We start from the raw sequence: 21017 nt of genomic DNA, 5'->3' as shown, positions 1-21017 counted from the left end.
CGGTCAAGATTGCGCAGCCCGCACCACCTGTTGTCCAGACCCGTCAGAAGGTGTCGATGATGTCCACGACATAAAGGAGCGGTCCACCGCCAGGAACGCCGATGCCGCCCGTGGTCGTGAAGCCCTTGGCGGCCGGGACGGTGACGGCCACGCGGCTGCCGACGGCCCTGCCGGTCAGCGCCTCGACCCAGCCGGGCGGCACCGCCCCGGGTACGAGCGTGAAGCCGCGCGGACCGCCGCGCCGGACAGAGGAGTCGAAGACCGTGCGCGCGGGCCACCTGGCGCCGACGTACTGCACCACGACCTTGGCTCCCGCCTCGACCACGGGACCGGAGCCGTCGATGAGCGTGCGCGAGGGGCCCGGCGCCCGGAGGTCCGCCGGGAGCTCGGGCAGCCCCTCCCCGAGCAGGCGGGCGTCGGCCGGGTAGCCGCCGAGGATGTCGAAGACCGCCACCAGCGTCTCCCCCGGGCCGACGCCCGTCGGCGCCCCGTCGCCCGCCGGGCCGACCAGCATCACCCGGCTGCCCGCCGCGTGCCCGGCCAGCGCCTCGCGCCAGGCGTCCGGCACCTGCCCGCCGCCGAGCACCACGGTGGCGGGCTGGCGGGTGTCGTAGGTGTTCATGTACGGCTTGTTGCCCTCCCAGCGGCGTACCTCGACATCGGTGACCACCACGTCGCCCTTCTGCGTCACCCGCCCGCCGCCCTCCCAGAGCACGGTGACCCGCGGCTCCCGGTCCGGGCGCCCGGTCGGCAGGCTGATGACCGGCTTGGTGCCGAAGGCGCCGGACACCCTCGGGGTGGCGGCGGCGAGCCCGCAGGAGGTGGTGAGCCCGCAGGAGGCGGCGAGCCCACAGGAAGCGGTGAGCCCGCATGAGACGGCGAGCAGGATTGCGGCAAAACAGATCAGTCGCACACTTCGCTTCTTTGCCGCGATCACTCCAAGGGATTGGCATCTACCCCCAAAACCACACGGTCTCAGGATGCGGCATGCTGGGTGGGTGAGCAGGCCCAACCTCGCGCGGCGGGTGGCGGAAGCGGCCGAGATCGCGCTGACCCACCGCAAATACGTGACCTTCGTCGACGTCGTCACCGGCCTGCGCTGGCTGCACACGCGGCACGTCGACACCTGGCGCCAGGGCCGGGCCGCCACGCTGGCCGAACTGGCCGCGGTGGACGACGACCGGCTGCTCGACGCCGCCGCGCACCTGCGGGAATGGGCGCTGGGCAAGGGGCTGCGGCCAGTGGCGACGCCGTACGTGTCCGGCAGCCGCGACCGCCGCGACCTGCGCTTCACCAGAGACGGAGACCAGGAGCCCTACAGAACCCACTGGCTCTCCCCCGACCTGAGCGAAGCCCGCGTCAAACAGATCACCGAACGCCAGGCCAAAGCCCCCGACCTGGTGGCCGTGAAGCCAGTGGACGCCTGGACCTGCGCCGAATGCGGCGACACCGGCGACTACTTGATCATGGAAGAGGAGCGCCCGCACTGCCTCACGTGCGCGGACCTGGACCGCCTGGTCCTGCTACCGGCAGGAAACGCCACACTGAGCCGCCGAGCCAAGAAGGAAAGCGGCCTGTCCGCCGTGGTGGTCGAGTACAACCGCAGACGCAAGATCTACCAGCGCGTGGGCGTGCTGGTGGAGGAGTCCGCCCTGGCGCTGGCCGAGGAGTCCTGCCTGGCCGACGAAGAGGTACGGCTACGCCGCCGCGACCGCGACCGGGTAAGGCGGGCGGAGCAGGACGTCGAATACCAGACCCGGATGGCCACCGAGATAGCCCGCCTCTTCCCCGGCTGCCCACCCGAACGAACCCGCGAAATCGCCGAGCACGCGGGACAACGCGGCAGCGGCAGAGTGGGCCGGTCAGCAGCGGCAAGAGCGTTGGACGAGAACGCGATCACCCTGGCGGTGGTGGCCTCGATCCGCCACCTGGACACCGACTACGACCGCCTCCTCATGTCCGGCGTCCCCCGCAAGGAAGCCCGCGACCGCATCCGCGACAAGATAGCCACCAAACTGGCCGAATACCGCCCCTAAAAGCATGGTGGTCGCTCCGCTCGCGCGCCCCAATCAGGGGGCAAGCCCAGGCATGACCAGCGGCGTACAAGAACACCACGTGACCAAACGCCAGAGGCCGGCCTGCACCACCATCTTGATCGGGGAGGCTCCGCAGCTGCCGGAATCCGGGTGTCGGTGCGGTGCCCATGCCCTCAAGCTGATCACCCGTGGCCGCGGCGGCTGGCACCTTTGCCGACATACCGGTCCCTTCCGAATGAAGCTCACGTGCCAGGACAGGTCCTGGCGTGCGGCACGACCCTTTGGTCTGAACGGTTTCGAGCTGAGTTGTTCAGGCGCCCTCTCGGCGAGAAGCATGCAAATGGTCTGGGCTCTGGGTCCCCGACGGTCGCCGTCAGGTCTTGCGCGTCGTCACAATGGTCGTGCCCGGCCTTGGCGATCCCGCCTCCTGCCCGACGGCAAGTCGTCCGCGCGGCGCGGGTGCGAGTTGATCCAGCCGCGCCGGAGTCGGCCGTGCCTACATGGATTGGTCCGGCAACGGGTCTTGCCGTGCCTGTTGTCGCCGCCATCGGCGTCGCTGGTTGAGCTGGTCGTAGATGATTTTCACGCTGCCGGGGAAAAGGCTGGTGGCCAGGCCGACTGCGACGCCGGAGGCGAACAAAGAGGACTGTCCGCGGGCTTCCTCATCAAGGTCGGTCAAGCTGGCGCTGACGCGGGCCGTCTCGTCACCTGGGAATTGCCAGCCGAGGACGGTATCGCCCGAGACAGGGCGTGTTACGAAGTCCAGCCGGGGGTTGGAGAACGCGGGTACGACATTGATCGCGGATTTCTGGCGGCGATTGCGTCGCCGATCCTCATCGGTGAGGCCGGAATCGGATCGGCAGGCAGGAAGGACCGCGCTGAGCCATTGCTCGCGACTGAAAGACGTGGCCGCGGCCGGGTCGTTCAATGCTGGGCAGCGGGCCACCTGGTAGAGGCGTTTGGTGCGTATCGCGGTTCTCGCATTGTCGGAGCTGAAGACCGGATGGGCGAGCGCGCCACCGGCAATGACCATGGTGTTTCCGGCGGTGACCGTCTCTTCGGCGATTTTGTAGGTGTATCGGATAGTGGTGGGGCCTGGCGCGTTGTCGCCTTCGCCGCTGAGGCCCCGCTGACCGTTCAAGGGCCAGAAGAGCCGGTCGTCATACCTGCCGATGGTGGCCTCGTCCACGTCAAACGCCTTCTCACCGGGGAAGCTGCTCTGGGTGAGCCGGGCGTCGCCTCGAAAACCAGCGACGATCACGAACGGTGACCGGTGCGTGGTGGTGAACCTGATCTGGATCAGGATGGAGTCCCCTTCCAGGGGTGCCAGGGGGCTGTTCGGGGAGCCCTTCTGGGAATAGGAGACCCAGGTATCGAATTCAACGTCGGGCGGCGCATATAAGACCACTCCTCCTGCCTGTTCGGGAGGTGTGTCCGGCACGCCGGGAACGCCACGTTCGTAGCCCACCCATGCCACACCGGCGAGGCTCGCGGAAAGAAGCAGCAGCAAGATGCCGCCAATCATCGGTAAGCTGCCGGGCTTCGCGTCTTCAGCTTGCGACATACATGGAAGATATGAACTCGCAGCAAGCGCCGTCGACAGCCTGGAGCCCGGGGATGTGCGGCGCGCCCCCATCCGGGGATAGGACCAACGGCGTGCAAGGACAAACCACCATCGAGCCGCCCCGAGAATGCCTGCCTGCCGAGCAAGGAAAGGGACTCGGTGAACAGGAGTCTCCCGGGTGGAGCAGGGCCCTTGGGGCCCACTCAGTGATAGCCGGAGCGGGTGAACGTCTTCAGGGCAGCCTGGCAATGGCGACCGGGCTACGGGGTGTGGGCTGGTCGTGCGGTGTCAGTCGGGCGATGGGGATCTCGTGGTGCTTCGTCGCTTCGTGGCGTTCGGAAAGGGAAGCCTGCTTGAGGACCCGCTTGAGCGCGGCAGTGCGTTCTGTGGCGTCGGTCAGCATGGTGATGTCGACGGGAACCTGCTGATCAAAGAGGGTCGCGGCGGTGGCCGTCTGTAGTGCGGCCGAGATCGCGGTCTCGGCCTCGGTCGCCAGGACGATGTACTCGTCACCGTCGGGGAGGTAGCCCACCATCATGGTCTCGCCGACGTGCTCATCCTGGCCGGTGACGGTGAGGAGCGCCCCCGGCAGGCCGTGGAAGCGATAGAGCACCACGTGGCCCCTGGAGATCGCGAAAACCGCCTGGTTGGCGTAGCCGATGATGGACAGCAGCGCGGTGTCGATGGCCTGACGCACAGCCTTTCCCTTCGCCGGGCAGCCCAATCCGTGCCGGTCAGTATCTCAGCCGGCAGGTTCGAGGGGACGGCCCGGTCTGCCGCGGGTCAGGCGGCGGGGCCATGGCGCCGGCCACGGCTGACGGGCGCCCTCCGAACCGGGTAACAGCACAACGGCAGGTCGTCCGGCGCTCCGACACGGAGGGACATCGTGGTTGATGCGTCGGTCGGGGGTCAAGCCGGAAGCGGGTGGGTGAGGTGTTCGATGATGGGGCGCCACGTGCCCAGTTCTTCCAGGGGCGGCCTGGTCAGGCCGATCACCTTGCCCAGGTCGTCGGCTCGGCGGAGGGTGACGGCGGCCAGGCCGTACGGGTGGGTCTCGAAGGCGGCCACCTCCGCGTCGGACATCAGCCCACCCTGCAGTTCCAGCGTCCGGGCGGATTCCGGGGACAGCGCGCGCGACGGCTCGACGGTGGCCAGATAGCGCTTGGCCGGCACGTGCAGCTCCACGAGGCCGGCGACCCGCTCGCCCAGCAGCGGCCGGACGGCGTCGGCGCCGGCGTTCGCGTGTCCCGCCTCGTCGCCCGGATGCAGCAGGTGGCCGATGTCGTGGACGAGCCCGGCGACCTGCAGTTCGAGATCGTCGGGATGCCACTCGCGCACCACGGCCGCGACCTGCAGGCCGTGGTCGAGCAGCGCCACCGGGTCGCCGGTACGGTCGGGGCTGTCCCAGGCGTCTTCGCAGCGGGTGAGGATGTCCATGAGTTCGTCGACCGTCACGGGATAGCGTCTACCACATGCGCGACTGGCACGACATAAGAGACGAGCTACGAAATTTCGCACTTGGCCTGCCGGAGACTCATGAAGACCATCCATGGGGCGAATCGGTCATCAAGGTCAACAAGAAGGTGTTCCTCTTCCTCGGCATGGACGAGCCGACCGAGAAGTGGGACCCGACCTTCGGCGTGAAGCTCCTGTCGGAGACCCACGGCCACGCGCTCACCGTCGAAGGCGCCGAGCCCAGCGGCTACGGTCTCGGCAAGGCCGGGTGGGTCACGGTCCCGTTCATGAGCGAGCTGCCCGAGACCGAGATCCTGCTCGACTGGGTCGAGGAGAGCTACCGGGCGATCGCCCCGAAACGGGCCATCAAGCTCTTGGACCGCCCGCCGTAGCAGCGTCAAAAGCCGCCAGCGGTGGCAACGCCAAAGGCGATACCCGCGCGGCCCGCCGTAACAGCGCGAAGGGTTATTGGACGGCCAGCCGTAGCGCGAACCCGACGAGCAGCACCCCCGTCACCCGCTCCACCCGCGCGCGCACCTTCGGCCGGCGCAGCAACGCGCCCACCTTGTCCACCACCACGTTGTAGAAGCTGAACCACAACGCGTAGAGGGCCGCGAAGATCGCCGACAGCAGCATCGGCGCCGCCCCCTCCATGAACTGCGGCAAGAACGTCACGAAGAACAGCAGCACCTTGGGGTTGAGCAGGTTCGACAGAAACCCGTTGCGCACGTGCCGCAGCCCCGTACCCGCGGCGGCGGGCTCGGTGACCGGCGCGACGGCGGCACGGGCCCTGAGTCCCTGTACGCCCAGCCAGAACAGGTACGCCACCCCCAGCCACCGCAACACGGAGAAGGCGGTAGGCGAGGCGGCGAGCAATGCCGACAGTCCGATCGCGGCGGCGACGGCGTGCACTCCGAGCCCGAGCAGCCCACCGGTCATGGTGAGGAGCCCAGCGGTGCGGCCGTGGGCGAGCGAGCTGCGCATGATGAGCGCGGCGTCGGGCCCGGGGATCATGATCATGATCAGGGCGGTGACCGAGAAGGTCAGCAGCATGGCGGGGGTCTCCCGGAAGCACTGGGGGCGCGCTCCCGCCAACCCGCTGGTGCGCAGGCCGCACGAGAACGCGGGTGAACACAAATATGCCTTGTGGGCAGACCTAATCTTAGGCGACGTGATCCGTCCTCACGACCCGCCCCCCGCACAGGTCCGTCCTCACGACCCCACTCCCAGGTACGCGGCGATCGCCGCGTCGTCACCGGCGAACTCCCCGGCCGCCGCCGCGTATACGAACCGGCCCTTCACCATGCATCTGACCTCGTCGGCGACCTCCAGCGCCAGCCGGAGGTTCTGTTCGACCAGCACCACCGAGATCCCCGTCTCACGCAGCCCCGCCAGCACGACGCCGAACTCCTCGACCAGCCGGGGCGCCAGGCCCTCCGACGGCTCGTCGAGCAGCAGCAGCCGCGGGTTGCCGAGCAGCGCGCGCCCGATGGCCAGCATCTCCTGCTCGCCCCCGGAGAGCTGGTCGCCGCGGTGGCGGCGGCGCGCGGCCAGGGCGGGGAAGATCTGGTAAACGCGTTCGGCCGTCCAGTCGCCAGGAACGCGGGAGATCGCCAGCGTCTCCTCGACCGTGAGCGAGCGGAACACCCGGCGCCCCTGCGGGACGATCCGCACGCCCGAGCGGGCGATGCGCCGCGTGTCCAGGCCGGACAGTTCGCGCCCGGCCAGGCTGATCGACCCGGCCCATGGCCTGACCAAACCCATCAGCGCGTGCACGAACGTGGTCTTGCCTGCCCCGTTGCGCCCGAGCACGGCCACGGCCCGGCCCTCGCCGAGGGTGAGATCGGCGCCGTGCAGCACCTGGGCGGTGCCGTATCCGGCGGTGAGGTCCTGGACGGTCAGCATCATGTCCCCAAATAGGCCTTCTGGACCTCGCGCGAGGCCCGAACCCGCGCGGGCGTGCCGTCGGCGATCACCTGGCCCGCCGCCAGCGCGGTCACCCGTGAGGCGACGGCGAAGACCAGGTCGAGGTCGTGCTCCACGATCATCACGGTCAGCTCCGGGGGCAACGTCCGCACCAGCGAGGCCAGCTCAGCGCTCTCGGCCGCCGACATGCCCGCCGCCGGCTCGTCGAGCAGCAGCAGCCTGGGCCGCGCCGCCAGCGCCATCGCCAGCTCCAGCCGCCGCCCCTGCCCGTGCGAGAGCGCGCCGGCCGGACCGCCCGGCTCGACGCCCATCGCCGCCAGGTGCCCGGCCGCCTCCCGTTCGATCTCCGCGCGCCGCCCGCGCGGCAGCCACGCCCGCAGCCTCAGCCCCTGCCTCGCCCGTACGGCGAGCGACACGTTCTCCAGGCACGTCAGCCCGGTGAACAGGCTGCTGTGCTGAAAGGTCCGCCCGATCCCGAGCCTGGCCCGGCGCGACTCGGAGAGCTTGGTCACATCCCGCCCGGCGAACTCGATCCGCCCCGCCGACGGCCGCAGCGCCCCGGCGACCGCCGCGAACACCGTCGACTTCCCCGCGCCGTTGGGCCCGATGAGCGCCCGCCGTTCACCCTCCTCGACGGACAGGGAGACCCGGTCCACGGCGGCCAGCGCGCCGAAGCGGACGGTCAGCTCACGCAGCACGAGCACGTTTCCTCCACAGCCCGGCGAGCCCCTCGGGCAGCAGGTAGACACACAGCACGAACAACGCCCCCTCGACCAGCAGCCATTTGTCGCCCAGCGCGCCTGACGTGGCCTCGCGCAGCGCGATCAGGCCGGCCGCGGCCAGCGCCGGCCCGGCCAGCGAGTCGCGCCCGCCGAGCAGCACCATGACCAGCAGCAGCACCGAGACGCCCACGCCCAGGTGGGTCGGGGCGACGAAGGTGTCCTTCTGCGCCACCAGCGCGCCGCCCGCCGCGCACACCGCTCCGGCCACGGTGACGGCGGCCAGCCGTACCCCCGGAACGGAGTAACCGAACGCGGCCATCCGCGCCTCGTTCTCGCGCGTGCCCGCGATGGCCGCGCCGAGCGGCCCGCGCCGCACCACCGCCAGCACCGCGAACCCGGCCGCGACCACCGCCAGCGCCCACCAGTAGAACACCACGGCGTACGGCATGGCCGTCTCCAGCCCGAACAACGTGCTGACCGGAATGCCGGCCAGGCCGTTGTCCCCGCCCGTGACCCGGCCGGCCCGCGTGGCCGCCTGGACCGCGATCTCCCCGATCGCCAGCGTGAACATCAGGAAGAAGAACCCCCGAGTACGCACCGCGAACCACCCGGTGACCAGCGCGAACACCACCCCCGCCAGCACCGCCGCGCTCAGCTGCACCACCGCCGACTCGCTGAGATGCTTGGCCGTCAGCCCCGCGGCATAGGCGCCCACTCCCAGGAAGGCCGCGTGCCCCAGCGACGGCAGCCCCGCGTGTCCGACGAGGAGGGCGAGGCTCGCGGCCATCAGCCCGTAGGCCAGCCCGCCGGTGAGCAGGCTGAGCTGGTAGGCCCCCAGGACGAACGGCATCGCGGCCAGCACGGCGGCGGCCAGGATCGCCTTCACCTGGCCCGCCCGAACATCCCGGACGGGTTCCACAGGAGCACCGCCGCCATGACCGCGAACAGCAGGTACGCCGCCAGTTCCGGCACCAGCGCCACCCCGACGGTCTGCACCTGCCCGACCAGCAGGGCTCCCACCACCGCCCCGCGGACGGAGGCGAGACCGCCGATCACGATGACGATCAGCGCCAGCACGAGCACCTCGCTGTCCAGCCCGGCCCGCAGGTTGAGCAGCGGCAGCCCCAGCACCCCGGCGAACGTGGCCAGCCCGCAGCCGGCCAGCATGACCGATAATCGGACCCGCGCGACGTCCACGCCGATCGCCGCGAGCATCCCGGGATCGTCCACCGCGGCCCGGACCAGCGCCCCCGCCCTGGTCCGCTCGAAGACCCAGTACACGATCCCGCCGATGACCAGACCGGCCCCGATCACCGCCACCCTGTAGACCGGATAGCTGCCGAGGACGCTCCCGTCCAGCCCGCCGGGCGGCGGAAGGGTATGGAACCCCCGGTCCACCACGCCGAGCAGAAACTCCGAGAGCAGGATCGCCAGCCCCAGCGTGAGCAGGGCCTGGTCCAGATGGCCGCGCCCGCGCAGCGGCAGGATCGCCGCCGACAGGACGCCGCCCAGCGCCACGCCGAGCGCGGCAACCAGCAGCGCGGCCCCCGCCCATAGGCCCAGCGAGACCGAGACCCCGCCGAGCAGCAGGAAGGCGACGTAGCCGCCGGCCATGTAGAGCGCGCCATGGGCCAGGTTGAGCACGTCGAGCATGCCGTAGATCAGCGTCAGCCCGACCGCGAGCACGAACAGCAGCGCCCCGAACGCCAGCCCGTCGAACGCGTTGACGAGCAGGCTCACGAGGCCTCCGGCGCGATGGTGGCGATCACCTTGTTCACGCCGCCGGAGTACTCGCGGACGTACCAGTTCTGGACGGGGTTGTGCTTGGCGTCCAGCGTGAACGGGCCGCGCGGGCTGGCGATCTCCCCCACCTGGCCCAGTGCCTGGGCGAGGTCGCCGCCCCGCCCTGCGGCCCGGTCGATGAGGCTCATGGCGTCCCAGCTCTGCAGCGCGACCACCGACGGGTTCTTGCCGGTCTTCGCCTTCCACTTGGCGGTGAAGGCCTGGTTGTCCGGGTTGTCGAGGGCGGGCGAGTACAGGCCGACGCTGGTGATGCCTTCCGCGTCGGCTCCGATCGCCTGCAGTACGTCTTCGTCGGTGATGTTCTGGCAGGTCAGGAGCTTGAGCTTGGTGTCGTAGCCGAACTGCTTGAAGTTCTTGGCGAACGTGATGGCCTCGCCGCCGGCGTAGAAGACGTAGAGGAACTTCGCCTCGGCGGGGATCTGGCTGAGGTACGGCTGGAAGTTCTGGGTCTTGCCGAACGGGGTGAGGATCTGCTTCAGCGGCTTGGCGCCGCCGCCCTTGGCGTAGCCCTCGGCGAAGCCCTTCAGCGTCTCGGTGCCGGCGGAGTAGTCGGCGCCCATGAGCACCGCGCCGTCCTTGCCGTACGACTCGGCGGCGTAGCGGCCGGCCGCGTACCCGTGCATGTAGTTGGTGTAGGAGACGCGGAAGACGCCGGGGCCGCCCAGCGCGTCGGCGCCGGCGTTGGCGATGACCACGGGCGTCTTCTGGGCGTCGGCCTCCTTGGCCACGGCCACCGCGACCGGGGAGGCGATCAGCCCGGTGATCACGTTCACCTGGTCCTGCAGGGTGAGCTGCCTGGCCTTCTGCTGGCCGGTCTCCGGGGTGCCGGCGTCGTCGGCGACCACCAGCCTGGCCGTCTTCCCGCCGAGTTCGCCGCCGTGCTCGTCCAGGTAGAGGCGCATGGCGGCCTCCATGTCGTCACCGAGCGCCGCGTACACGCCGGTCTGCGAGATGATCGCGCCGACCTTCACCACGGAGTCGTCGGCCGCCTGCTGAGTGGCCGCGCCACCGCACCCTGCGGCCAGCGCGACGGCCAGAGCGAGCAAGGCAAATCTCATCGGAGGCTCCCGCTGCCGCTAGCGTTTCCGAGATCCTCGCGCGTGCGGCGGCAGAAGGGAAGAGCGCCATCCCTTGCCCGAATGCAGCGCTCCGCAGTCGCGGCAGGTCCGCGCCGCCTGGTCGGCGTAGAAGGCGGCGAAAACCGGCGGCAGGTCCTTGACGACGTCGCGTACCTGGAGTTCCACCTCGTGCGCCTGGGCCCCGTACTCCCGGCAGTACCACCGGAAGTCTCCCGCTCCTCCCTACCCGAACACGGCGCGCACGGAGCCGAGCCCGTCGATCCGCACCTCGAAGACGTCCCCGCTGACGGCCTCCACGAACGGCCCCAGCGTCCCGGTCAGGACCACGTCGCCCGCGCGCAGCGGGAACGCCGAGCGTCCCGTCGCGCCCGCCAGCCAGACCAGCGCGTTGAGCGGGTGCTCCATGACCTGCGCCCCCGACCCCGACGACACCTGCTCACCGTTGCGCGTCATCGTCATGGCCGCCGTGCGCAGGTCGAGCCCGCGCAGATCCCGGGGGTCGCCGCCCAGGAGGAAGGCGCCGCTTGAGGCGTTGTCGGCGATCGTGTCGGCCGGGGTGATGTCCCAGCCCTCGATCCGGGAGTCGGCCACCTCGATGGCGGCGAGCGCGAAGTCCACCGCCCTGATCACCTCGGCGGTGGTGAACGGCCCGCCCTCCAGATCCTCCTTCAGCACGAACGCCACCTCGCCCTCGACCCTCGGCTGCAGGAAGTCCCCGATCGGCATCGGCTGCCCGTCGAGATGGCAGCGGTCCTGGAACAACATCCCGAAGTCCGGCTCACCGATGCCGAACCTGCCGCGGACCTCCGCGTTGGTCATGCCGACCTTGCGGCCGACGAGCCTGCGCCCCTCCTGGAGCGCGCGCCGCGTGTTGATCTCCTGTACGGCGTAGCCGTCCCGTACCGACCCGACCAGGTCGCGGACCGGCGGGCACGGCTTGCCCGACGTGGCCGCGTCCAGCAGCCGGTCGGCCGCCTGGGTGCGCACGTCCACCGCTTCCGACCATTCATCGTGCATCTGAATCACTCCAGCCTGATGGTGGGCTCTCGTCATCGTCTCCCCTGCGGGCGATCTATGCCAATTACGCTGCCTGTTATGCGGACTCGTATCGATCAGGTGAAGGCCCATGACGGCTCCTTCGACGTCCACGTCTGGCTGCCGGACTCCGGCCGCGGGCCGGGCATCCTGCTGCTGCAGGAGGTCTGGGGCGTCGGGCCGTACATCAGGAAGGTCGCCGAGGACCTGGCCGCGCTCGGCTACGTCGTGGCCGCCCCCGACTTGTTCTGGCGGGTGCGGCGCAACTGGCAGGGCGCCCACGACATGGCGGGGCTCCAGGCCTCGATCGAGGTCGCGAGCCGGTTCGACGGCGCCCAGGGCGTGGCCGACAGCGGCACGACGCTGGCGCACCTGCGCGCGCTGCCCGAGGTCACGGGCGGCGTCGGCTCGCTCGGCATCTGCCTGGGCGGTTCGCTGAACTTCGCGCTGGCCGCCGACGAGCCCATGGACGCGGTGCTGTCGTTCTACGGCTCGCAGGTGCCCGGTACCCTCGCCCTCATGGAGCGCATCGAAGCTCCCCTGCTGCTGGCCTTCGGTGGCCAGGACCCCTACATCCCCCGCGAACGGGTGGCCGAGGTGGAGCGGGCGGCGGCGGGCCGCCCCAACGTCCGGGTGCACGTGGACGAGCGGGCCGGACACGCATTCCACAACCATGAGGCCCCGGATTTCTACCACGAGGAGGCCGCGGCGGACCTCTGGCGGGTGGCCGTCGACTTTCTCGGGAACCACATTCCGGTCCGACCGTAATAGGCGTGCACAGAAGCTGCACACGGCCCCCACACACCCTGTCTGGTACGCCACTTCCCCGTACCCCACGATGAAGCCGTGACAGAGATCTTCACCATGTGGGGAAATGTCATCATCGCGACGCTTCTGACCGTTCCGGCGGCGGCGTTGGCGATCTTCCATCTCACCCGCGGCCGCGCTCGCCGCGGGCATCCCGCGCCCCTCCGCAGCGCGGTCGCCGACGTCGGGATCGTCATCGGCACCGCGCCCTGGATCTGGATGATCCTCACCCCCTCCAGCCGCCGGAACACGGTCGAACTCGCCCCCTTCCAGGTCTTGATCGACCTCGCCTCCGGGCCGTGGGAGACGGCATTCGTGCAGGTTGGCGGGAATCTACTGGTATTCGCCGCCCTGGGGGGACTACTCCCGGTCCGCTCGGCGCGCTTCACCTCTCTGGCGCGCATCGCCCTCATCGCGGCACTGGCCTCCATGACCGTCGAGTCCCTCCAGTACGGCCTGCGACTGGGCCGCGACTCAGCCACCGACGACGTCTTGGTCAACACGGCCGGGGCCGTACTGGCTGCCGTGATTACTCGCCGCTGGTGGGCCCCCGCAATACCGGGCAGGACCGTTCCAAGGTAACGGCCCGCGAAAACCCCCGAAGATCACCACACAGGCACGATCCACTCAAAAGAAGCACGCGACCAACCTGCGTATCTGTGCGATCGTGGACAAGACGGGGCAAGTTCTCTGGAGACGCCAAACCCGGTTGGTGACAGAGGGTGGTCAAACGTGTCTGAATCCCCGGTACCCCACGAGCCCCCCATCTATCGACGGATCGCCGACGGCCTCCGCGCGCGGATCATGGCCGGCGAATTGCGCGACGGGGATCGGCTACCGGGCGAGAACGCGCTCATGGCAGAGCACGACGTGGCACGCGCCACCGCTCGGCAGGCGCTTGCCGTACTCATCAACGAAGGGCTGGCGGTACCCAAGCGAGGTTCGGGGGTCTACGTGCGCTTGTTCAAACCGATCCGACGACACGGCTCCCGCCGCCTGTCCCGCGAGCAGTGGGGGCAGGGGCGGGCGATCTGGGACGCCGACACGCGCGGCCGTCCGTTCACTGTCGACGAGGTGGAGGTGGCCAGGGAGAACGCCACGGAAGACGTCTCAGCGGTGCTGGAGAGCGGTGAGGTCTGGGTACGGCGGCGGCGCTATTCGGTCGACAGCCGCCCCGTCCAGCTCGCCACCTCCTACTTCCCCGCCGCGCTGGTCGAGGGCTCGGCGATCACGGTGGCCGACACCGGCCCCGGCGGCGTCTACGCCCGCCTGGGCGACCTCGGGCTGCCCCCGGCCCACTTCACCGAGGAGGTACGCGCCAGGATGCCCCGCCCGCGCGAGGCCGGGCTCCTGGGCCTGCCCGGCGGCACCCCCGTCATCGAGGTCTGCCGGACCGCCTACACCTCCGGCGGACTTCCGGTCGAGCTGAACGAGATGGTTTTGGACTCCGCAGCCTATGTACTTCAGTACGATTTCGATGCTTAGGTCAAGCCGAAATGTCAAGCGATAGGTTGACCTGTCTCTCGCGGATCTTGCCTTCTCTAGAGAGGTACCCCATCGTCGGAAGGGAAGGAATCATCGCCTAGCAGCGGGTCCCGGGAAGGGTGGTCATGTCCTTTGACCGGCACCTCGCGGAGATCGCCCGGGAGTTTCCGCACTGGACCATCTGGCGGAGCGACGCGGGACGCTGGTGGGCCACTCGGCATCACCCGCTCAGCGCCGAGCAGCGTGATGCCGGGTGCGCGATGACGATCGACGCCGACGACCCGGACGGTCTGCGCGACCAGCTCCGGGACCAGCAGAGGCGAGCGGGAACCCCGCCGCCCGCCTGACGGCTGGACCGTTCTCACGGTTCAGCCGGTTCAGGCGACATGAGCAGCCCGGTGCCGGGTCCAGCGTCTCGGCGGCTCCGGCACCGGGCCACCAAAGAACGGGGCCAAGGTCGCGGAAGCCTCCGACCCTATCGGGGGCGGAGGCTTCCGCCCACGGAGTAGCGTCGGACCCATGCTCTTCGAACAGCGCCTGCGCGAAGGCATCGCCGACGGCACCGTCACCCTCGCCTTCCGGCGCTGGAAACGCAGCCAGGTCAAGCCCGGCGGCCGCTACCGCATGGGCGACGGCCGCATCGCCGGCGTCTCCTCGGTCGAGGTGGTCACCGCCATCACCGACGCCGACGCCCGCGCCGCGGGCTTCCCCGACGCCGCGACGCTCCGCCGCGACCTCGACGCCCGCGGTGACGACCCGATCCACCGCATCGCATTCCACCTCGCCGACGCGAGCGACCCCCGCGACGCGCTCGCCGACTCCGCCGAGCTCTCCCCCGACGATCTCGCCGGCCTTCGTACCCGTATGGCCCGCTTCGGTCCCTGGGCTCTGCCCACGCTCCGCCTGATCGCCGAGCGCCCCGGAGTGCGGGCCGGCGACCTCGCTCCCGAGATCGGCCAGGAACTGCGCGAATTCAAGATCAATGTCCGCAAGCTCAAGAACCTCGGCCTCACCATCAGCCTCGAAACCGGCTATCGCGTCTCGCCGCGCGGACGGGCGTACCTGGACATGACGCAGGCCCCGCCGTAGCGGGGCCCGCGACACCGCCGGTCACTTGCGCACGTCGGTCAACCCGCCGATGTTGACGTCCGTGTCGTCACTCGCCCGCTGGGGCTGGGGCTGGGGCTCCTCGATCGAGTCGGCCACGATCACCCGCACGTCCTCCTGCGAGGGTACGGCGGGCTCCTCCTGAGCCGGAAACGTGACCACGTCCTGAGCCGCGGGCGTCTCCTGGGCGGGAAGCGTGAGCGCCTCGTCGGCGGGAACGGCCGGCGGCCCCTCCAGCAGCGGCCCGGCGGCCGACTCGCTGCGCATCAGGTCGCCCAGCACCGCGCTGATCTCGGTCAGGCGGCGTACCACCTCGCCATGGGTGTCGGTGAGGTAACTGACCCGGCGCCCGGCGTGCTCGTCCAGCGAGGCGGCCCGCTGCTGCGCGGCCGTCAGCGTCGACTCGGCCTCTCCGCGCGCCGAGTCGAGCGTCTGCTCCGCCTCGGCCCTGGCCGCGTTCGTGGTCCGCTCGGCCTCGGCCTGCGCCCCTTCGACCAGGCGCTCGGACTCCGTCGTGGCAGCGGTGACCGCACGGTCGGCCTCCGACCTGGCCTCGCGCAGGGCCTCTTCGGCCTCGGCCCGCGCGGTGGTCAGGGTCTCCTCCGCGTCAGAGCCGGCCTGGGCCAGCATGCGCTCGGCGGCCGAGGTGGCCTCGCCCACGCGGCGCTCGGCCTCGGCCTGGGCCGAGGTCAGGATGTTGTCGGCGGTCTCACGGGCGGAGGTGACCATGCGGTCGGACTCCGACCTGGCGCTCTCCCGCACGCTGGCGGCCTCGCTGGCGGCGTCCTCCTTCTTGGCCGCCGCCTCCTCCTCGCCCAGCTTGAGGATCTGCGCCAGGCGCGGGCTCAGGTCCTCGTAGCTCTGCGGCGCCTCGACCATGCGCCGCCTGGCCTCGGCCAGTTCGATGCGACCCTGCTCCGCCTGGTCGATCGCCCGTGCCAGCCGCTCTTCGAGATCTCGGATTTGATTGCGGGTTCTCATCATGTAGTCGTGGACCTGACGGCGGTTGTAGCCGCGCATCACGACCTCGAAGGTGTCCTCTTGCATCAGATCGGGGATGCTCTCGTGCTGGTTTTTCATGGGGGTTACCTATGGTCTGCGTGAGGCGGGGGACTGCAATTTGTGAGTGTCTGACGACGAGACGTCAGGAATCGACTTTCCTGCCATCTGCCCACGTCCGCAACCGGAACGCCACACCTGGGGCAGGAATTACGATGTCCCGGGTGTACATAGCAGCGTTGGACAACGGGGCAGTTCCGGACATTCATCCCGAGGCGTACATAGCGCCAGGGGCCGTCGTCGTGGGCCGCGTCAGCGTGGGCCGCGCGGCGTCCATCTGGTACGGCTCCGTCCTGCGTGGAGACGACGAGCGGATCGAGATCGGGGAGGAGTGCAACGTCCAGGACCTCTGCTGCCTGCACTCCGATCCGGGAGAGCCGGCGATCCTGGAGCCGCGGGTCAGCCTGGGCCACAAGGCGATGGTCCACGGGGCGTACGTCGAGACCGGCGCCCTGATCGGCATCGGCGCCATCGTGCTCGGCGGCGCCCGTGTCGGCGCGGGCACCCTCGTGGCGGCGGGCGCGCTGGTCGGCCCCGGCAAGACGATCCCGCCGGGCGTGCTCGTGGCAGGCGTCCCCGGCAAGGTCGTGCGCGAGCTCACCGACGACGACAGGGCCACGTTCGCGCGTACCCCGGATTCCTATATGGCCAAGGCGATCAGACACCGTTCGGCGTCCCCCCTCCGATCGTCATAACGGACATTCTGCCCCCTATTGCCGCCGACCGTGGCGGACCGGCGAAGTACGATGGCCGCCGTGCACCCCTTGGACCCCTTCTCGGCCGTCGAAGCGGACGTGCGCGCGCTCGTGGCGAACCCGCGCTGGGCCGGGCTCCCCGATCACCTCAGGGCCGAGGCGCTGGCGACCATGACGGTCGTCACCCCTGACGGCGGCCGCTGGCTCTTCGGCGCCCACGCCCGCTGGTACCTCCACGACCCCGGCGACGGCCGCTGGCACCTGGCCGCCCCGCCGCGCGGCCTGCCCGTCCGCACCGGCCGCCACGGCTCGCCCGTCCTGAACCCCGGCCTGCTGCCCACGGGGGCCGACTTCATCGGCCCGGACGGGTCCACCCAGGCCTTCATCGGCCCCGACGTGCACCCGGGCCTCACCGAGGAGATCCGGGTCCTGCTGCGTCGTGCGGGCCGCAAGTCGGAGCTCGACTACCCGCTGACCTCCTTCAGGGACGTCTTCGCCGCCGACGTCCCGAGCACGGTCGCCGCCGTCTGGGGCACGATCATGTGGTGCGCGTACGCGCCCGCGTTCGACGGCAACGAGCGCCTGCTCACCATCTTCGGCGAGTACCTGCGGCGGCCCCTGCCCGGCGACGAGTGGGTCCGCTGGCTCACCCGCCCCTCCCTGGAGGCCCTGGTCACGCTGTACGCGGAGCGCGTACGCGCCATCGGCCGGTCCGACCCCTCGCAGTTGTCCGCCCCCTACCCCTGGCACACCCGCCCGGACGAGCCCCCCGGCTCCACAGGCCCCGGCCACCCGGCTCCCGGCCACTCGACGTCCGGCCACTCGACGTCTGGCCATTCGGTGTCCGGTCCCCACGCGACGGGCCACTCCGCGTACGGCACGACCGAGCACTCCCACGGCGGCGGCTCAGGACCGTCCGGCGGCGCGCGGAGCGGGAAGGACACTCCGGGGAAGGCCGGGCTGCGGCTGGTGGCCCTCATGGCCGACACAGCGCAGATCCTGGCCGACGACCCGCGCTTCGCCCCCCGTGCCCACGCGCTGCTGGCCATGCTCAAGCCTTTGCTCCACCAGCCCGCACTCGACCACGCCGCGGCTCTCAGGGGCGACGACACGGTACGGCGGGCGTGGCTGGCCCGTGTACCCGCCGACCTGGCCAGGTGGATCCTGCCCGACACCGACCCCGGCACCGCCTTCCGCCACACGGTCTACGACCTTGTGGAGTCCCTGGCGTTCACCTCAGACGCGCCGAGGGCGGCGGCGTCCTTCCTGACCGACCTGCCGGGGGCGGGCGATCGGCTGCACGACTGGCTGGACCACCGGGTCCGCCATGCCTACGCCGAGCTCACCGCGCATGTCGCCGAGTACGGGGAGCACACCGAGCCCGACGGCTTCGCCGTACCGGCGTTTCTGTGGACGGGCGCGACGGGCGGCTGGCCGGAGCGCGCGACCTCGCCGGCGACGGCGCGCGGGGTGGTGGTCGCCCCGCCGGACAGGGGTTCGGCGGCGGCGGTGCTGGGCGCGGCGTACGCGACCGGGCTGACGTGGTGCAGGCTGACGGGGGCGCGGATGCCGGAGGAAGGTCTGGCCGGGGCGCGGGCGATCGTCCGCAGGCTCGTGCACGAGCGCGACGACATCCACCCGTAAACCACTAATACCGTAATTTCTCTCTTACTCCCCCTATATCGTTCTTTCTCCTGAACAACCGGGCATTGGCTGAATTGTGATCTCGGAAACGGGAAATGATCCTGATGGGGCCCGGCGGTACAGAAAGGAATGACCCCGATGGGCCATGTCGCCTGAAGGGCCCCGGGCCGTAACCTCGTAGAGGGTGTGGGCTGCGGAAGGAAGGACGACGCGGTGGGGCACGATGACCTGGACTATCGGGTCCACGATCGTGTCGCGTTGGACGAGATTGCACTCTACGCCGAGGTGCTGACCGCCGTGGCAATCAGCGACCGGCGACTCACCTTGGCCGAGCTCGACGACGCGCTCGGATTGCGGACTTCAGCGAGTCACTGAAATGGGCCAGTACAAAGACCTAGTCCCGGACTCCCCAGGGGTCCGGGACCGCGGTGACAGGACTAGTCACTTCGACTAGGAGCGAACCAGACGCGCGATGGCCGCGGACGCCTCCTTCACCTTCGCGTCCGCCTCCGGTCCTCCCGTGTTGATCGCGTCGGCCACGCAGTGCGAGATGTGCTCCTCCAGCAGCCCGAGAGCCACGGCCTGAAGCGCCCGCGTGGCGGCGGAGACCTGTGTGAGGATGTCGATGCAGTAGGCGTCGTCCTCCACCATGCGCTGGAGGCCTCTGATCTGGCCCTCGACCCGGCGCAGCCGCGTGAGATAGGCCTGCTTGTCTCCGCTGTACCCATGCATGGTCCTACGGTACCCGTAAGCGGTATCGCGGGCCGCGTTCAGCGAAGTTCGCTGATCAGCTTCTCCCACTGCTCGCCCACGCCGTCGGCCGAGTGGCGGGCGGTCGTCTCCAGCGCCCCCGCGGCCAGCGAACGGCGCCGCCGTTCGTCGTCGATGAGCGCCAGCAGCGCCGCGGCGAACAGCCGCTCCTCGCCCTCGGGCACGAGCACCCCGTTGTAGCCGGTCGCCACGAACTCGCTCGGCCCCCTGGCCCCGTCGAAGGCCACCACGGGCACCCCGCAGCCCATCGCCTCCAGCACGGTCATCCCCAGGTCCTCGGTACGCGAGGTCGTCGCCACGATCGAGGCCTTGGCGAACTCGCCGGCCAGATCGGGCGTGGTGCCCATGAAGTACACGTGATTGTGCAGATCCAGTTCGCGCACCAGCGCGCGCAGCCGCCGCTCCTCCGGCCCGCCGCCATAGAGCCGCAGCCGCCAGTCGGGACGCTTGTCGGCCACCATCGCGAACGCCCTGATCAACCGGTCGTACGCCTTGGCCGGCACCCACCTCCCGCCCGCCGCCACGATCCGGTTGTCCATCCGCGAGCGCGGCCACGGCCCCCGGGGCAGCGCGTCCGGTACGGCCAGCACCTCCGGCCCGCCCTCGACCAGCCGCGTCCACTCCTCCCGCGCCGACTCGGTGGCCGTGACGACCGCGTCGAGCCGGGGGTAGAACTTGCGCACCGGGGCGGGCACCGAGGGCCGGCCCCATTCGCGGGCGATGCGGAGGATCTCGCGCGGGCCGTACCTGGCGGCCTGGACAGACAATGCTGGCCGCGTCGTGATCAGAACATCACTCTTCAGCCCGCGCAACGTCCGCCACAGCGCCACCTCCGTGCGCATCTGCCCGCTGGGAAACAGGTGCCTGACGCCCGGCCGGACGTCCACCACCGAGCGGAGCCTGACCTTGGAGCCGACCGGGAAGAAGGGCTTCTCCTTCTGCCGCCTGATGCTGATCACCTCGACCTCGTGCCGCTCCGCGAGGGCGCTGGCGAGGTTGAGGGTGGACCGGATGTCGCCGCGCATGCCGTACGCGGAGGGGAGCATCAGGCTGACCTTCACCCGCCCACCTCGATCCGCAGTTCGTCGTCGGCGGTGTAGCAGGGCCGGACGGGCACGCCGTCCACTTTGGTCGCCGGATAGTGCAGGCGGCGGCGTTTGCCGTCCACGTCGTCGAGCCGCGAGCCCAGCCGCAGCGGCTCCGGCAGTCCCTCGACCTCCAGCGACGGCTCCCAGGTGCCGGAGGCCTCCGGGTCTGCGGCGATGACGTCCACGAGGGAGACCGCGGCGTGGAATCGCACGCCCTGGACGGTGGCCCGCGCGGACAGGTGCGCGGCCGACTGCCTGCGGCGCAGCGCGAGACTGGCCTCGTGGCGGGCGTCGTCGTCGTCCAGGCCGGTGAAGGCGAGCAGGCCCATCACCTCGAACCGGCCCTCCCTGAACCACACCGAGCGCACCTCGGCCACGGGCTCCGCCTCGTCGATCTTGAGCGCGAGGAAGCCGTTGCGCGTGCGGTAGGAGCGGTAGGCGAAGGTGCGTTTGCACAGCGCGTAGGTGTCGAGGTGGTCCAGCGAGAAGCCGGGGTCCACGCTCCTGAGCCTGGTCCTGGCGCCGTCGTGGCGCAGGTAGGCGTCCCATCTGCCGGCGATGAGGCCGAGCGGCGCGAGTGAGACCGCGAGCGTGGCCTCGCGCGACCTGCTTCCCGGCTTGCCGAGCACCACGTCGCGCTCGACGCCCGTTCCCCGATGGCGCAGCACCAGTTCGGTGCCTTCATCGAGCGGGTCGTCGATCGCGAGTCGCAGGGAGAGCACGTCAGCCAGAGTGACTTCC

Annotated in this window: 26 protein-coding genes; 10 read left to right on the top strand and 16 right to left on the bottom strand. The window is 70.3% G+C overall.

What is annotated here, in order from left to right:
* Positions 1–43: 43 nt before the first annotated feature.
* Complete coding sequence (locus tag ACIBHY_RS33970; RefSeq protein WP_397252728.1) at positions 44–913, bottom strand: FKBP-type peptidyl-prolyl cis-trans isomerase; 870 nt, start codon at positions 911–913, stop codon at positions 44–46.
* Between the two features lie 85 nt (positions 914–998).
* Between ACIBHY_RS33970 and ACIBHY_RS33965 the strand changes: the two genes are divergently transcribed.
* Complete coding sequence (locus ACIBHY_RS33965; RefSeq protein ID WP_397308827.1) at positions 999–2036, top strand: DUF2293 domain-containing protein; 1038 nt, start codon at positions 999–1001, stop codon at positions 2034–2036.
* Positions 2037–2532: 496 nt separating this feature from the next.
* Here ACIBHY_RS33965 and ACIBHY_RS33960 read toward each other — a convergent pair whose 3' ends face one another.
* From ACIBHY_RS33960 to ACIBHY_RS33950, 3 genes are all read right to left on the bottom strand, one after another.
* Positions 2533–3600 (bottom strand): hypothetical protein, encoded by a 1068-nt coding sequence (locus ACIBHY_RS33960; RefSeq protein WP_397308826.1) that lies wholly within the window; start codon positions 3598–3600, stop codon positions 2533–2535.
* Positions 3601–3832: 232 nt separating this feature from the next.
* Positions 3833–4297 carry a hypothetical protein gene (locus tag ACIBHY_RS33955; RefSeq protein WP_397252731.1) on the bottom strand — a complete coding sequence of 155 codons (465 nt, stop codon included), beginning with the start codon at positions 4295–4297 and terminating at the stop codon, positions 3833–3835.
* A gap of 212 nt (positions 4298–4509) precedes the next feature.
* Positions 4510–5055: an HD domain-containing protein gene (locus ACIBHY_RS33950; protein ID WP_397308825.1), complete on the bottom strand. Its 546-nt coding sequence runs from the start codon at positions 5053–5055 to the stop codon at positions 4510–4512.
* A gap of 17 nt (positions 5056–5072) precedes the next feature.
* Here ACIBHY_RS33950 and ACIBHY_RS33945 point away from each other — a divergent pair, with 17 nt between their 5' ends.
* Positions 5073–5447, top strand: a complete 375-nt coding sequence (locus ACIBHY_RS33945; protein WP_397308824.1) for an MmcQ/YjbR family DNA-binding protein — start codon at positions 5073–5075, stop codon at positions 5445–5447.
* 73 nt (positions 5448–5520) lie between these two features.
* Here the strand turns inward: ACIBHY_RS33945 and ACIBHY_RS33940 are convergent, their stop codons facing one another.
* From ACIBHY_RS33940 to ACIBHY_RS33905, 8 genes are all read right to left on the bottom strand, one after another.
* Positions 5521–6108 carry a LysE family translocator gene (locus ACIBHY_RS33940; RefSeq protein ID WP_397252734.1) on the bottom strand — a complete coding sequence of 196 codons (588 nt, stop codon included), beginning with the start codon at positions 6106–6108 and terminating at the stop codon, positions 5521–5523.
* A gap of 159 nt (positions 6109–6267) precedes the next feature.
* Positions 6268–6963: an ABC transporter ATP-binding protein gene (locus ACIBHY_RS33935; protein ID WP_397308823.1), complete on the bottom strand. Its 696-nt coding sequence runs from the start codon at positions 6961–6963 to the stop codon at positions 6268–6270.
* Entirely contained in the window at positions 6960–7685 is a 726-nt protein-coding gene (locus tag ACIBHY_RS33930) for an ABC transporter ATP-binding protein (protein ID WP_397252736.1), read from the bottom strand. Before ACIBHY_RS33930 ends, ACIBHY_RS33935 begins: the two co-directional genes overlap by 4 nt.
* Entirely contained in the window at positions 7669–8589 is a 921-nt protein-coding gene (locus ACIBHY_RS33925) for a branched-chain amino acid ABC transporter permease (protein WP_397308822.1), read from the bottom strand. The genes ACIBHY_RS33930 and ACIBHY_RS33925 overlap by 17 nt, the downstream gene beginning before the upstream one ends.
* Complete coding sequence (locus ACIBHY_RS33920; RefSeq protein WP_397308821.1) at positions 8586–9443, bottom strand: branched-chain amino acid ABC transporter permease; 858 nt, start codon at positions 9441–9443, stop codon at positions 8586–8588. Before ACIBHY_RS33920 ends, ACIBHY_RS33925 begins: the two co-directional genes overlap by 4 nt.
* Entirely contained in the window at positions 9440–10564 is a 1125-nt protein-coding gene (locus ACIBHY_RS33915; protein ID WP_397308820.1) for an ABC transporter substrate-binding protein, read from the bottom strand. The genes ACIBHY_RS33920 and ACIBHY_RS33915 overlap by 4 nt, the downstream gene beginning before the upstream one ends.
* Before the next feature lie 18 nt (positions 10565–10582).
* Positions 10583–10750, bottom strand: coding sequence for a hypothetical protein (locus ACIBHY_RS33910; protein ID WP_397308819.1), 168 nt, complete (start codon positions 10748–10750; stop codon positions 10583–10585).
* Between the two features lie 57 nt (positions 10751–10807).
* Complete coding sequence (locus ACIBHY_RS33905; RefSeq protein ID WP_397252741.1) at positions 10808–11602, bottom strand: 2-keto-4-pentenoate hydratase; 795 nt, start codon at positions 11600–11602, stop codon at positions 10808–10810.
* A 78-nt stretch (positions 11603–11680) separates the two neighbouring features.
* Between ACIBHY_RS33905 and ACIBHY_RS33900 the strand changes: the two genes are divergently transcribed.
* The 5 genes from ACIBHY_RS33900 (at position 11681) to ACIBHY_RS33880 (ending at position 15001) form a co-directional block, all read left to right on the top strand.
* Complete coding sequence (locus ACIBHY_RS33900; protein WP_397308818.1) at positions 11681–12388, top strand: dienelactone hydrolase family protein; 708 nt, start codon at positions 11681–11683, stop codon at positions 12386–12388.
* Between the two features lie 78 nt (positions 12389–12466).
* Positions 12467–13009: a VanZ family protein gene (locus ACIBHY_RS33895; protein WP_397252743.1), complete on the top strand. Its 543-nt coding sequence runs from the start codon at positions 12467–12469 to the stop codon at positions 13007–13009.
* 150 nt (positions 13010–13159) lie between these two features.
* Complete coding sequence (locus ACIBHY_RS33890) at positions 13160–13912, top strand: GntR family transcriptional regulator (protein ID WP_184971312.1); 753 nt, start codon at positions 13160–13162, stop codon at positions 13910–13912.
* 125 nt (positions 13913–14037) lie between these two features.
* On the top strand, positions 14038–14259 hold the full coding sequence (locus ACIBHY_RS33885; protein WP_184971314.1) for a hypothetical protein: 222 nt from the start codon (positions 14038–14040) through the stop codon (positions 14257–14259).
* Between the two features lie 172 nt (positions 14260–14431).
* Positions 14432–15001 (top strand): hypothetical protein, encoded by a 570-nt coding sequence (locus ACIBHY_RS33880; protein WP_397308817.1) that lies wholly within the window; start codon positions 14432–14434, stop codon positions 14999–15001.
* 21 nt (positions 15002–15022) lie between these two features.
* Here ACIBHY_RS33880 and ACIBHY_RS33875 read toward each other — a convergent pair whose 3' ends face one another.
* Complete coding sequence (locus ACIBHY_RS33875) at positions 15023–16099, bottom strand: hypothetical protein (protein WP_397252745.1); 1077 nt, start codon at positions 16097–16099, stop codon at positions 15023–15025.
* A 134-nt stretch (positions 16100–16233) separates the two neighbouring features.
* Here ACIBHY_RS33875 and ACIBHY_RS33870 point away from each other — a divergent pair, with 134 nt between their 5' ends.
* The 3 genes from ACIBHY_RS33870 to ACIBHY_RS33860 all read left to right on the top strand — a co-directional run bounded on the left by ACIBHY_RS33870 (position 16234) and on the right by ACIBHY_RS33860 (position 18792).
* Positions 16234–16773, top strand: coding sequence for a gamma carbonic anhydrase family protein (locus tag ACIBHY_RS33870; RefSeq protein ID WP_397252746.1), 540 nt, complete (start codon positions 16234–16236; stop codon positions 16771–16773).
* A 51-nt stretch (positions 16774–16824) separates the two neighbouring features.
* On the top strand, positions 16825–18417 hold the full coding sequence (locus tag ACIBHY_RS33865) for a hypothetical protein (RefSeq protein WP_397308816.1): 1593 nt from the start codon (positions 16825–16827) through the stop codon (positions 18415–18417).
* 213 nt (positions 18418–18630) lie between these two features.
* Positions 18631–18792, top strand: a complete 162-nt coding sequence (locus ACIBHY_RS33860) for a hypothetical protein (RefSeq protein ID WP_379638691.1) — start codon at positions 18631–18633, stop codon at positions 18790–18792.
* A gap of 75 nt (positions 18793–18867) precedes the next feature.
* Here the strand turns inward: ACIBHY_RS33860 and ACIBHY_RS33855 are convergent, their stop codons facing one another.
* Genes ACIBHY_RS33855 through ACIBHY_RS33845 form a run of 3 tightly spaced genes read right to left on the bottom strand, consistent with a single transcriptional unit; the run spans position 18868 to position 20998 of the window.
* Positions 18868–19149, bottom strand: a complete 282-nt coding sequence (locus tag ACIBHY_RS33855; protein ID WP_184971324.1) for a metal-sensitive transcriptional regulator — start codon at positions 19147–19149, stop codon at positions 18868–18870.
* Between the two features lie 38 nt (positions 19150–19187).
* The gene (locus ACIBHY_RS33850) at positions 19188–20249 is read right to left on the bottom strand and encodes a glycosyltransferase (RefSeq protein WP_397252748.1); all 1062 of its coding nucleotides are present in this window, start codon (positions 20247–20249) and stop codon (positions 19188–19190) included.
* Positions 20246–20998 (bottom strand): hypothetical protein, encoded by a 753-nt coding sequence (locus tag ACIBHY_RS33845; RefSeq protein WP_397252749.1) that lies wholly within the window; start codon positions 20996–20998, stop codon positions 20246–20248. Before ACIBHY_RS33845 ends, ACIBHY_RS33850 begins: the two co-directional genes overlap by 4 nt.
* Positions 20999–21017: the final 19 nt, after the last annotated feature.

It is taken from the genome of Nonomuraea sp. NPDC050547 (assembly GCF_044457345.1).
GTDB lineage: Bacteria > Actinomycetota > Actinomycetes > Streptosporangiales > Streptosporangiaceae > Nonomuraea.
This window is presented reverse-complemented; position numbering and strand designations above follow the sequence as displayed.

Coding starts and splice junctions, on each gene's coding strand:
- ACIBHY_RS33940 (WP_397252734.1), bottom strand. CDS start 6,108: ATGCTGCTGACCTTCTCGGTCACCGCCCTGATCATGATCATGATCCCC.
- ACIBHY_RS33935 (WP_397308823.1), bottom strand. CDS start 6,963: ATGATGCTGACCGTCCAGGACCTCACCGCCGGATACGGCACCGCCCAG.
- ACIBHY_RS33885 (WP_184971314.1), top strand. CDS start 14,038: ATGTCCTTTGACCGGCACCTCGCGGAGATCGCCCGGGAGTTTCCGCAC.
- ACIBHY_RS33880 (WP_397308817.1), top strand. CDS start 14,432: ATGCTCTTCGAACAGCGCCTGCGCGAAGGCATCGCCGACGGCACCGTC.
- ACIBHY_RS33865 (WP_397308816.1), top strand. CDS start 16,825: ATGGCCGCCGTGCACCCCTTGGACCCCTTCTCGGCCGTCGAAGCGGAC.
- ACIBHY_RS33945 (WP_397308824.1), top strand. CDS start 5,073: ATGCGCGACTGGCACGACATAAGAGACGAGCTACGAAATTTCGCACTT.
- ACIBHY_RS33905 (WP_397252741.1), bottom strand. CDS start 11,602: ATGCACGATGAATGGTCGGAAGCGGTGGACGTGCGCACCCAGGCGGCC.
- ACIBHY_RS33855 (WP_184971324.1), bottom strand. CDS start 19,149: ATGCATGGGTACAGCGGAGACAAGCAGGCCTATCTCACGCGGCTGCGC.
- ACIBHY_RS33900 (WP_397308818.1), top strand. CDS start 11,681: ATGCGGACTCGTATCGATCAGGTGAAGGCCCATGACGGCTCCTTCGAC.
- ACIBHY_RS33960 (WP_397308826.1), bottom strand. CDS start 3,600: ATGTCGCAAGCTGAAGACGCGAAGCCCGGCAGCTTACCGATGATTGGC.
- ACIBHY_RS33875 (WP_397252745.1), bottom strand. CDS start 16,099: ATGAAAAACCAGCACGAGAGCATCCCCGATCTGATGCAAGAGGACACC.
- ACIBHY_RS33870 (WP_397252746.1), top strand. CDS start 16,234: ATGTCCCGGGTGTACATAGCAGCGTTGGACAACGGGGCAGTTCCGGAC.
- ACIBHY_RS33915 (WP_397308820.1), bottom strand. CDS start 10,564: ATGAGATTTGCCTTGCTCGCTCTGGCCGTCGCGCTGGCCGCAGGGTGC.